Source organism: Kibdelosporangium banguiense, assembly GCF_017876405.1.
In the GTDB taxonomy this organism is placed as follows: domain Bacteria; phylum Actinomycetota; class Actinomycetes; order Mycobacteriales; family Pseudonocardiaceae; genus Kibdelosporangium; species Kibdelosporangium banguiense.
In genome coordinates this window covers 8,536,814-8,548,361 of sequence record NZ_JAGINW010000001.1, presented here as the reverse complement: position 1 = coordinate 8,548,361, position 11,548 = coordinate 8,536,814, and the positions used below count along the sequence as shown (strand labels likewise).

At 68.2% G+C, this 11,548-nt stretch carries 9 protein-coding genes; 2 read left to right on the top strand and 7 right to left on the bottom strand.

Features of this window, described 5'->3' with window-relative positions; genetic code table 11:
• Positions 1-179 precede the first annotated feature (179 nt).
• Positions 180-1,211: a LacI family DNA-binding transcriptional regulator gene (locus tag JOF56_RS38765; protein WP_209644385.1), complete on the top strand. Its 1,032-nt coding sequence runs from the start codon at positions 180-182 to the stop codon at positions 1,209-1,211.
• Here JOF56_RS38765 and JOF56_RS38760 read toward each other — a convergent pair.
• Positions 1,201-2,373, bottom strand: a complete 1,173-nt coding sequence (locus JOF56_RS38760) for a Gfo/Idh/MocA family protein (protein ID WP_209644384.1) — start codon at positions 2,371-2,373, stop codon at positions 1,201-1,203. The two genes, JOF56_RS38765 and JOF56_RS38760, sit on opposite strands and share 11 nt — an antisense overlap.
• 196 nt (positions 2,374-2,569) lie before the next feature.
• Between JOF56_RS38760 and JOF56_RS38755 the strand changes: the two genes are divergently transcribed.
• Complete coding sequence (locus JOF56_RS38755) at positions 2,570-3,550, top strand: LacI family DNA-binding transcriptional regulator (protein ID WP_209644383.1); 981 nt, start codon at positions 2,570-2,572, stop codon at positions 3,548-3,550.
• A 232-nt stretch (positions 3,551-3,782) separates the two neighbouring features.
• Here the strand turns inward: JOF56_RS38755 and mmsB are convergent, their stop codons facing one another.
• The 6 genes from mmsB to araB are packed head-to-tail and all read right to left on the bottom strand — an operon-like array spanning position 3,783 to position 11,518.
• A complete protein-coding gene (gene mmsB / locus JOF56_RS38750; RefSeq protein ID WP_209644382.1) occupies positions 3,783-5,003 on the bottom strand; it encodes a multiple monosaccharide ABC transporter permease in 1,221 nt (406 codons plus the stop codon).
• A complete protein-coding gene (gene mmsA, locus JOF56_RS38745) occupies positions 5,000-6,517 on the bottom strand; it encodes a multiple monosaccharide ABC transporter ATP-binding protein (RefSeq protein WP_209644381.1) in 1,518 nt (505 codons plus the stop codon). The genes mmsB and mmsA overlap by 4 nt, the downstream gene beginning before the upstream one ends.
• Complete coding sequence (gene chvE / locus JOF56_RS38740; RefSeq protein ID WP_209644380.1) at positions 6,514-7,638, bottom strand: multiple monosaccharide ABC transporter substrate-binding protein; 1,125 nt, start codon at positions 7,636-7,638, stop codon at positions 6,514-6,516. Before chvE ends, mmsA begins: the two co-directional genes overlap by 4 nt.
• A gap of 15 nt (positions 7,639-7,653) precedes the next feature.
• Complete coding sequence (gene araA, locus JOF56_RS38735) at positions 7,654-9,156, bottom strand: L-arabinose isomerase (protein ID WP_209644379.1); 1,503 nt, start codon at positions 9,154-9,156, stop codon at positions 7,654-7,656.
• Between the two features lie 16 nt (positions 9,157-9,172).
• Positions 9,173-9,850 (bottom strand): L-ribulose-5-phosphate 4-epimerase, encoded by a 678-nt coding sequence (locus JOF56_RS38730; protein ID WP_209644378.1) that lies wholly within the window; start codon positions 9,848-9,850, stop codon positions 9,173-9,175.
• A complete protein-coding gene (gene araB, locus JOF56_RS38725; protein ID WP_209644377.1) occupies positions 9,851-11,518 on the bottom strand; it encodes a ribulokinase in 1,668 nt (555 codons plus the stop codon).
• Between the last annotated feature and the right edge of the window lie 30 nt (positions 11,519-11,548).

The following is an 11,548-nucleotide window of genomic DNA, read 5'->3' as shown; positions in this document are numbered from 1 at the left end:
GCGCCGCGCCGCTTTCATGATTTTCAGAAAACGTCATGCTGTGCCGGGAACGGTAGAGCGGGGTCGTTTCCGTGTCAACGTTGGGCCAATGTCCGGTCATCGGCCGTTTTGGAGGTTTGACGGACTAGTCCGCACGCGGGACGATGTCAGAGTTTTCTGCAAATGATGGGAGTGACGGCATGCGTGGGGACCTCAGCCGGCCGGCCACCCTGGCTGACGTCGCCAGCCGGGCCGGGGTCTCGCCGGCCACGGTGTCTCGGGTGCTCAACGGCGGTACCGCGGTCGCGCCGGGGACCCGGGCGCTGGTCGAGCAGGCGATCCATGAGCTGGAGTACGTGGTCAACGGGCACGCCAGGGCACTGGCGGCGGCCGCGTCGGAAGTGGTGGGGGTGATCGTGGGCGACATGTCCGACCCGTTCTTCGCCCACATCGTGGCCGGTGTGCAGGACCAGACGTTCCTGGCCGGTCAGTTGGCGCTGGTGTGCAGCACCGGCGGCGACCCGTCGCGGGAGATCGGTCAGCTGGAGCATCTGCGCAGGCTGCGCGCTGGTGGGGTGATCCTGGTCGGCGGCGCGATCCGCGATCACCACCATCAGCTGGAGCTCACGCGGCAGTTGACGGGTTTCCTGCGGCGTGGTTGCCGGGTGGTGCTGTGCGGCCGGCCACCGATCCCGGATCTGCCGCAGGCCTCGGCGATCACGTTCGACAACACCGGCGGCACGATGCGGCTGGTGGAGTACCTGACCGGGCTGGGGCACCGGCGGATCGGCTACATCACCGGCCCGATGGCGCAGTCGACGTCCCGCGAGAGGTTGCACGGGTTCCGGATCACCGCGCGCGACCACGATCCCGCGCTGGTCGCCGAGGGCACGTTCACCCGCGAGTCGGGCCGGGTCGCGGGGTTGAAACTGTTGCGGCACAAGGGTGTCACCGCGATCGTCGCGGCCAACGACCTGATGGCCGCGGGTGCGCTGGCCGCAGTGCGCACCGACGGCCGGCCGGTGCCGCAGCAGGTGTCGGTGGCCGGGTTCGACGACATCGAGTTCTGTCAGGACACTCATCCGCCGCTGACCACGGTCCGGCTGCCGTTGCGGGAGGCCGGTGCCACGGCGGGCGGGATCGCGTGTGGCCTGGCGCAGCCGCCCGCTGGGGTCATCCGGCTCAACGCGGATCTTGTCGTGCGGGGCACGACGGGGCCGGTCAGGGAGTGACCCGGACCCGATGGACACCACGCCACCAGCGGTTGGGCCCGGCCCACGGCACGCCGATCTCGGAGAACAGGGCGAGCCGTTCGGCGGCCACGGCGACTTCCTCGCCGATGCCGCGGACCACGGGGTGTCTGGCGGGGCCGTCGCCGACGGTGCGGATCCAGCCTTCGGGGATCGGGGCCGGTTCGGGTGCGTCACGTACGGCCTGCACGACCGACGCGAACGCGCGGGTGGAGGTCAGGGGCGCCAGCAGCGCGGTGGCCTCGGGCCGGGCGCGGTGCTCGATCAGGTTGCGCAGCAGGTCGGCCGGTGGTGCGACGGGGATCCGCTCGTCGTTGATCTCCAGCCGGTGGGTCTTGTACCAGAACTTCGCCCGGCCCTCGGTGCCGTGCACGACCACGTAGGGCTCGTGATCCTGTTCCGCGCACAGGGAAGCGGCCACCACGATCTCCGGTCCGGCGTCGAAGCGCACCCGCAGGCACGCGGTGTCGTCGGCTTCCAGGTCGCGGGTGCCGAACAGTTCCAGCGCGATGTCGCTGGGGTCCCGGTGCGCGACTCCCCCGACGAGCAATGCCGTGGCCACCGCGTGGGAGAACGGGTTGGTCAGCGCGCCGTCCACAACGGCCTGACCGTCGAGCCATCGGCGGCCCGCCCAGGGGTTGCGCGCGTAGTACGCGTCGGTGCGTACCCAGGCGCCTGCCGCGCCGATGCCCACGACCTCACCGAGTTCACCGCGGGCGATCGCCGCGGACAGGGGTGGCAGCGCGGCGGATCCGAAGCTCTGGAACCCGGTCTGGCAGATCCGGCCGAACTGGGTGGTCAGTGCGCGCAACTCGTCGTAGCCGTCGATGTCGAGCACGGGCGGTGTCTCGATCAGCAGGTCCGCGCCGGCACGCAGCGCGGCCGCGGCGACCGGGCGGTGCGCGTGCGGCGGCGTGGCGACTACGACGATGTCCGGCTCGGCGGCCCGCATCAACGTGTCGATGTCGCGGTGTACGGCGGCGCCGGCGGGCATGAGGGCGAGGGCTTGCGGGGCGGGTTCACGGATGTCGCACGCGCCGACGAACCGCGCTACGCCTTCGTCGTGCAGGTCACGCGCCCGCTGCAGATAGGTGAACGCGTATCCGGACGTGCCGACAACGGCAAGGCGTGCGGTACCCGGCATTGGGTCTCCGATCCTGCAAACAGCCGTCACTTTCTGCAAACTCACGCTAGGGGCGGCCCGCGATCGCTGTCAAGAACGAATGCGCTGGTAGGCATCTGTTTGCGGGCAGCACGCGACAGGCCGGGAGGGCCTGTGAGAATTGACAGGAAAGCAGACGATTTACATCATGTTGTGCAAGTCTGCTCAAGGGAGGCTCGTGACCGTCACCATCCATGACGTCGCCCACCGGGCGAAGGTCTCCATCTCCACTGTCTCCCGCGCCTTCACCACTCCCGACCTGGTCAAGCCCGAGACACGCAGCCGGATCCTGGCCGCGGCGGGCGAGCTGGGCTACCAGCCGGCCGGTGGGCCCCGCAAACCGGTCAGCCGGACCGGGCACATCGGGATCATCGTGTCCGATCTGGACAATCCGTTCTTCACCGGCGTGCTCAACGGCGTGCAGGCCCGCGCCCGGCAGGACGACGTGGCGGTGCTGTTCGCCAACAGTGACGAGGATCCGGTCACCGAGGAGAACCTGGCCCGCAACATGGCCCGGCAGGTCGACGGGCTGGTGCTGTGCAGTCCGAGCATGAGCGACGAGCAGCTGCACGATCTGGCCGGGCAGACTTTCGTGGTGCTGCTCAACCGTGAGATCGAGGGCATCCCGTCGGTGGTGATGGACAGCCCCGGCGGGATGCGCCAGGCCATCCAGCACCTGGCGGCCCTGGGGCACAAGCGATGCGCGTTCATCGGCGGCCCGAGGGATTCCTGGTCGAATGCCGCGCGCCGCAGCGGCCTGCGCCCGGCCGCGGAGGAACACGGCATCGAGGTGGTGGAGTTCGGGCCGTTCCCGCCGCGGTTCGAGGGCGGCCTGCAGGGCGCGGACCTGGCGCTCGCGGCAGGCGTGACCGCGATCATCGCGTACAACGACCTGGTGGCGTTCGGTGTGCTGGCGCGGTTGAACGCCCGGGGTGTGCCGGTGCCTGACGAGGTGAGCCTGGTCGGGTTCGACGACCTGGTGTTCGCCGCGATCTCCGCGCCGCCGTTGACCACGGTCGCGATGCCCGCCGAGGCGGCCGGGCGTGCGGCGGTCAATGTCCTGCTCGCGCAGCTGGACGACGACCACCGCGTGGGCACCAACCGGTCTTTGGACACGTACCTCATCGTGCGTGCCACCACCGCCCCACCCCGCGCTTGAGGGTTGTGCCCCCAAAGTGGCTTGCGGGGCATCCAGCGCTCCCAAAGTGGCTTTCGGGGCATGCCGGCCTCCCCCCGCAAGGTGGCTCGCGGCTGTGTCCCCAATGCCACATTGGGGACATCGCATGCCACCAATGTGGCATTGGGGACACATAAACGCGTGAGCCCCCAATGTCCCGTTGGTTGCGTCGCATGCAACCAACGGGACATTGGGGGAACGCTCACAAGCCGGGTCAGGAGGCCGCCCGGCGTTTGGTCCAGATGTCGTAGGCGACCGCCGCGAGCAGGACCAGGCCTTTGACGAGCATGACCCGTTCGCTGGGCTGGCCGAGCAGCGACATGCCGTTGTTGATCACGGCCATGATCAGGCCGCCGGTGATCGCGCCGACGACCTTGCCGACACCGCCCTGCACGGCCGCGCCGCCGATGAAGGCCGCGGCGATGGCGTCCAGTTCGAACGCGTTGCCCGCGGTCGGGCCGGCCTGGTTGAGCCGGCCGGCGAAGATGACCCCGGCCAGCGCGGCCAGCACGCCCATGTTGACGAAGATCCAGAACGTGATCGACTTGACCTTCACGCCGGACAGCTCCGCAGCCTGCTTGTTGCCGCCGATGGCGTAGATGTGCCGGCCGAACACCGACCGGTTGGCCAGCAGCGAGTAGCCCAGCACCAGGACTGTGAGCAGCACCAGCACCCATGGGAGGTTCTTGAACCGGGCCAGCTGCACGATCACCGCGAGCACCACCAGCGCCGCGGCGGCGGTCTTGATCAGGAACACCGGGAACGGGTCGACCTGCTGCAGGTATCCCAGGCGGGCCTTGCGCTGGCGCCACTGGGTGAAGAAGATCGCCGCGACACCGGCCACGCCGGCCAGCAGGCTGGCCAGGTCCGCGCCGCCCAGCGGGCCGAGGCCGATGTTGCCGAGGTAGCCGTCGGTGAACCCGTTGGACAGGGTGCGGATCTGGTCGGGGAACGGGCCGATGCCCTGGTTTCCCAGCACGCTCAGGGTCAGTGCCCGGAACACCAGCATGCCCGCGAGGGTGACGATGAACGCCGGGATGCCGAAGTAGGCCACCCAGTATCCCTGCGACGCGCCGATGACGGCACCGGCGACCAGCGTGATCAGCAGCGCCGGGAACCACGGCATGCCCATCTCGACCGTCAGCACCGCGCACAACGCACCGCAGACCGCCACCACCGAGCCCACCGACAGGTCGATGTGCCCGGCGATGATGATCAGCATCATCCCGACCGCGAGGATCAGGATGTAGGAGTTCTGCACGATGATGTTGGAGATGTTCTGCGGTTCGAGCAGCACGCCGTCGGTCAGGATCGTGAACAGCACCACGATCAGCACGAACGCGACGTAGATCCCGCTTTCGCGCGGGTTGATGGAGAACTTCCGCAGCGCCCGCGGCGTCTCGGTCGCCTGCTGCGGTGCTTTGGTGACAGTCATGTCGATTCCTTGGTCATAAGCTGCATGAGGCGTTCCTGGGTCGCTTCGGCGCGGTCCAGTTCACCGGTGATCCGGCCGCGCGACAGGGCGTAGATCCGGTCGCACAGGCCCAGCAGCTCGGGCAGTTCCGACGAGATGACCAGTACGGCTTTGCCCTCGTCGGCGATCTGGTTGATGATCGTGTAGATCTCGTACTTCGCGCCGACGTCGATGCCGCGGGTCGGCTCGTCGAGGATCAGCACGTCCGGGTCGGTCAGGATCCATTTGGACAGCACGACTTTCTGCTGGTTGCCGCCGCTGAGCTTGCCGGTGATGCTGCGCACGCCCGGGGCCTTGATGTTCATCCGGGCGCGGAAGTCCTCGGCGACGCGGTGTTCCTCGTGCTCGTCCACCCAGCCGCGCTGCGACAGCTTGCCCAGCGCGGCCGCGGAGATGTTGCGTTTGATGTCCTCGATGAGGTTGAGGCCGAACTTCTTGCGGTCCTCGGTGACGTAGGCGATGCCGTGGCTGATGGCCTCACGCACCGAGCGGAGGTGGATCTGGCGGCCGTCCTTGATGATCCGCCCGGTGATGTCCTTGCCGTAGGAGCGGCCGAACACGCTCATCGCCAGTTCGGTACGGCCCGCTCCCATCAGCCCGGCCAGGCCGACGATCTCGCCGCGGCGCAGGCTCAGCCCGGCGTCGTCGACGATGACCCGGCCGGCCTGGACCGGGCTGTGCACGGTCCAGGCCTCGATGCGCAGCACCTCGTCGCCGATGTGCGGCGTGTGCGGCGGGAACCGGTGTTCCAGGTCCCGGCCGACCATTCCGGAGATGATCCGGTCCTCGGTGACCTCGGCGGCCTGCAGGGTCTCGATCGTGCGGCCGTCGCGCAGGATGGTGATCGAGTCCGCGATGGCCATCACCTCGTTGAGCTTGTGCGAGATGATCACCGAGGTGACGCCCTGCTCACGCAGTTCGCGCAGCAGCCCGAGCAGGTGCTCGGAGTCGCTGTCGTTGAGTGCCGCGGTCGGCTCGTCGAGGATCAGCAGCCTGACCTCTTTGGACAGTGCCTTGGCGATCTCGACCAGCTGCTGCTTGCCGACACCGAGTTCGGACACGGGCGTGACCGGGTTCTCGGCCAGGCCCACGCGGCGCAGCAGTTCGCCGGCCGCGTGGTTGGTCCTGTTCCAGTCCACCAGTCCGCCGGTGGCCATCTCGTTGCCCAGGAAGATGTTCTCCGCGATCGACAGCTGCCCGCAGAGGGCGAGTTCCTGGTGGATGATCACGATGCCACGCCGTTCGCTGTCACGAACGGACAAGAAGCGGCACGCCTCGTCCTCGAACTCGATCTCGCCCTCGTACGAGCCGTGCGGGTACACCCCGGACAGCACTTTCATCAGCGTGGACTTGCCCGCGCCGTTCTCCCCGCAGATCGCGTGGATCTCGCCGCGACGCACGGTGAGGTTGACGTCCTGCAGCGCTTTCACACCGGGGAATGTCTTGGTGATGCCGCGCATCCGCAGGATTGTCATTTGAGCTGCCCGGCGTTGTAGTACCCGGAGTCGATGAGGATCTTCTGGTAGTTGGCCTTGTCCACGATCACCGGCTCCAGCAGCTGGCTGGGCACGACCTTCTTGCCGTTGTCGTAGTCCTTCTCGTTGTTGACCTTCGGCTTGTTGCCCTTGATGACGGTGTCGGCCATCTCCACGGTGACCTTGGCCAGGTCGCGGGTGTCCTTGAAGATGGTCGAGTACTGCTCACCGGCGATGATCGACTTCACCGACGCGACCTCGGCGTCCTGGCCGGTCACGACCGGGTAGGGCTGGGAGGCGGTGCCGTAGCCGCTGCTCTTGAGCGCGGAGAGGATACCGATGGACAGACCGTCGTACGGCGAGAGCACACCCTGGACGGTAGCGCCACCACGGTAGGTCTTGGTGATGATGTCCTCCATCCGGCGCTGTGCGGTGGCGGGGTCCCAGCGCAGGATGGCCACGGTGGCGAAGTCGGTCTGGCCGCTGGCGACCTTCAGCGTGCCCTTCTCGATGTAGGGCTTGAGCACCGACATCGCGCCGTTGAAGAAGAACGTGGCGTTGTTGTCGTCGGGCGAGCCGGCGAACAGTTCGATGTTGAACGGGCCGGTCACGCTCGGGTCGTCGGTGCCGTCGGCCTTCTTGAGCTTCAGGCCGGTCACCAGCGAGGTCGCCTGCTCGACGCCGACCTTGAAGTTGTCGAAGGTGGCGTAGTAGTCGACGTTCGGGCTGTTGCGGATCAGCCGGTCGTAGGCGATGACCGGGATCTTCTTGTCGGCGGCCTCTTGGAGCTGCGTGGTGATCGCGGTGCCGTCGATGGAGGCGATCACCAGCAGCTTGGCGCCCTTGGTGATCTGGTTCTCGATCTGGTTGACCTGGGTGGGGATGTCGTTCTCGGCGTACTGCAGGTCGACCTGGTAGCCGAGCTTCTCCAGTTGGGCCTTGATGTTGTCGCCGTCGTGGATCCACCGCTCCGACGACTTGGTCGGCATGGTGACGCCGACCAGCCCACCGGCCGCACCGGCGCCCGGCGCGGCGGTCTGGTCGCCGGTCTTCACGCTCGACCCGCACGCCGCCAAAGTCGTGGTGAGTGCGATAACTCCCGCAATGACTGCGATTCGCATATGTCCATCTCCTTTCTAAAAGCCCTGGGCGAGCCGGTAGTAGGCCTGGTTCCATCGGATCCGGTCGCCGAACGCGGCCGGGGTCGTGTGGCTGTCGATCAACAGCAGTTCGGTGTGCAGCATGTGGGCGAAGTCCTGCAGGGTGTCCGAGCCGACGGCCTGGGTGAGCACGGTGTGGTGCGGGCCGCCCGCGGTCAGCCACGATTCGGCCGATGTGGACAGTGACGGGCTCGGCTTCCACACCGCGCGGGCCACCGGCAGGCTGGCCAGCGGCTCGTCGGGCTCGACGACCTCGATCTCGTTGGCCACGAACCGGAACCTCTCGCCCAGATCAGCCAGGCCGATGACCACGCCGGGCCCGGTCGCGGCGTCGAAGACCAGCCGCACGGGGTCCTCGCGGCCGCCGATGCCCAGCGGGTGGATCTCGCAGGAGGGCCGGCGGCCGGCGATGGTCGGGCACACCTCGAGCATGTGCGCGCCGAGGATCTTGGGCTCGCCGGGCCCGAAGTGGTAGGTGTAGTCCTCCATGAAGGAGGTGCCCCGGCCGGTGCCGCGGCCCATCGCCTTGACCGCCGCCAGCAGGGCGGAGGTCTTCCAGTCGCCTTCGCCGCCGAAGCCGTATCCGTCGGCCATCAGCCGCTGCACGGCCAGGCCGGGCAGTTGCCGTAATCCGCCGAGGTCCTCGAAGTTCGTGGTGAACGCGCCGAACCCGCCGTCGGTCAGGAACGTGCGCAGGCCCGCCTCGATCCGCGCGGCGTAGCGCAGCGACTCGTGGCGTTCACCGGTCAGCTGCGGGACGACGTCGTAGGCCTCGGCGTACTCGGCCACCAGCTCGTCCACGGCCTGGTCGGACACCGCGTCCACCACGGCCACCAGGTCGTTGACGCCGTAGGTGTTGACCGAGACACCGAATTTCAGCTCGGCCTCGACCTTGTCGCCTTCGGTCACCGCCACGTCGCGCATGTTGTCGCCGAACCGGGCCAGGCGCAACGAACGCAGGTGAGCCACGCCGACCGCGGCCCGTACCCAGCCGTCGATCCGGTCGGCCAGCGCGGGGTCGCTGGCGTGCCCGGCGACGGTCTTGCGGGCCACGCCGAGCCGGGTCTGGATGTAACCGAACTCCCGGTCGCCGTGCGCGGCCTGGTTGAGGTTCATGAAGTCCATGTCGATGCTCTGCCACGGCAGTGCCTCGTTGAGCTGCGTGTGCAGGTGCAGTACCGGTTTGCGCAGCGCGTCCAGCCCGGAGATCCACATCTTGGCCGGGGAGAAGGTGTGCATCCACGCGATGACACCGACACACGCCGGGTCGCTGGAGGCCTCGGTCATCACCCGGCGGATCGCCGCGGCGTCGGTCAGCACGGGCTTGCCGACGATCTCGGCGCTGATCCGGCCGGACTGGGTGAGCATCTGCTGGATCTGCAGCGACTGGCCGGCGACCTGCTCCAGGGTCTCCTGCCCGTAGAGGCCCTGGCTGCCGGTGAGGAACCAGACCTGGGGCTTGTGCTCGGGAGTGGACAAAGTGGGGCTCCTGCTCCTAGTGCTGGCCGTAGACGTTTTGGTAGCGCTGGTGCAACTGGTCGATGTCCTGCTGGCTGATGGCCAGCGGGGCACCGAGCTGACGGGCGATGTGGACGGTGCGGGCCACGTCCTCGACCATCACGGCGGCCTTGACCGCCGAGCGGGCGTCCTTGCCCACGCTGAACGGCCCGTGGTTCTGCATCAGCACTGCGGGCGAACGGCTGCCGCGCAGGGTCTCCACGATGCCGCGGCCGATCGAGTCGTCACCGATGATCGCGAACGGGCCGACCGGGATGTCGCCGCCGAACTCGTCGGCGATCATCGTCAGCACGCAGGGAATCGGCTCGCCACGCGCAGCCCACGCGGTGGCGTAGGTGGAGTGCGTGTGCACCACTCCCCCGACCTCGGGCATGTGACGGTAGACGTAGGCGTGCGCGGCGGTGTCCGAGGAGGGCGCCAGCTCGCCGTGCACGAGGTTGCCGAACAGGTCGGTGACGACCATGGTTTCGCCGGCCAGGTTGTCGTAGGACACGCCGGACGGCTTGATCACCATCAGGTCCTGGCCGGGCACCCGCGCGGAGACGTTGCCCGCGGTCCAGATCACCAGCTCGTTGCGGGTCAGCTCGCCGTGCAACGCCGCGACGGTCTGCCGCAGTTCGTCGACGGTGTCGAGGATGGCGGTGGTCAGCACCATCTAGCTCTGTCCCTTCTGGACTCGGCGGCGCTCGCGCAGCCGGCGCATGACATCGTTGACACCACGGCCGAAGTAGTCGTGCAGCGTCTGGTACTCGTCGAACAGCTCCTGGTAGAGCTCGACATTCGCCTCGATCGGCTGGTAGTCGGCGCTGCTGGCCGAGCCCATCGCGGCGGCGGCCTCACGGATGTCGGGGTAGGCCCCGGCGGCCACCGCGGCATGGATCGCCGAACCGAGCGCGGGTCCCTGCTGCGAGCCGATCACCGACAGCGGCAGGTTGGTCACATCGGCGTAGATCTGCATGAGCAGATCGTTCTTGATCAGCCCACCGGCCACGATCAGCTCACGCACCGGGATGCCCGAGTCGATGAACGTGTCGATGATCATCCGGGTGCCGAACGCGGTGGCCTCCAGCAGCGCCCGGTAGCTCTCCTCGGGCCGCGTGGCCAGGGTCTGGCCGATGATCAGGCCGGCCAGCTCGTGGTCCACCAGCACCGACCGGTTGCCGTTGTGCCAGTCCAGGGCCAGCAGGCCGTGCTCACCGATGCCTTGTGCCGCGGCGAGTTCGGTGAGGTACTCGTGCACGGTCAGGCCCTTGGCCTGTGCCTGCTCGTGGTACTCCGGCGGCACGCAGGTGCGTACGAACCAGGCGAAGATGTCGCCGACACCGCTCTGCCCGGCCTCGTATCCCCACAGCCCGGGCACGATTCCGCCGTCGACCACGCCGCACATGCCGGGCACCTCGACCAGTTCGGCCGCGTTCATCACGTGGCACGTGGAGGTGCCCATGATCGCGACCATCTGGCCGGGTTCCACCGCGCGTGCCGCGGGCGCGGTGACGTGTGCGTCAACGTTGCCAACCGCGACCGCGATGCCTTGCGGCAGGCCGGTCCACTGCGCGGCCTGGGCGGTGAGCTCACCGGCCTTGGCGCCCAGCTGCCCCAGCGGATGGTCGAGTTTGTGGGTGACGAACCGGTCGAAGTCCGGGTTGAGCTCACGCAGGAAGTCCGGGCTGGGGTACTCGCCGTCCTGGTAGATGCCCTTGTACCCGGCGGTGCACGCGTTGCGGACGTAGTTGCCGGTCAGCTGCCAGATGATCCAGTCGGCGGCCTCGACGAAGTGCTGCATCGCGGTGTAGACGTGCGGGGCTTCCTCGAGGATCTGCAGTCCTTTGGCGAACTCCCACTCCGAGGAGATCAGCCCGCCGTAGCGCGGCAGCCATTTCTCGCCGCGCACGCGGGCGAGCTCGTTGATCCGGTCGGCCTGCGGCTGCGCGGAGTGGTGTTTCCACAGTTTGACGTACGCGTGCGGTTCGTCGGCGAACTCCGCCAGCTCGCACAGCGGGGTCCCGGTGGATGTGGTGGGCACCATCGTGCAGGCGGTGAAGTCGGTGGCGATGCCGATGACGTCTTCCGGTTGTGCCTGCGCCGCGCGCAGCGCCTCCGGCACCGCTTGCGACAACGAGGTGATGTAGTCCGCGGGCACCTGCAGGGCCCAGTCGGGTGGCAACGGCTTGTCACTGCCCGGCAGAGCCTGGTCGACGACGGCGTGCGGGTAGTCGAAGACCGCGCTGCCCAGTTCGGCTCCGTCCCGTACGCGTACGACCACGGCCCGAGCGGACAGCGTGCCGAAGTCCACACCGACCACGAGCGGGTCTTGTGCTGCCACGTGCCCTCCTGTCAGTTAGCGCTAACAATG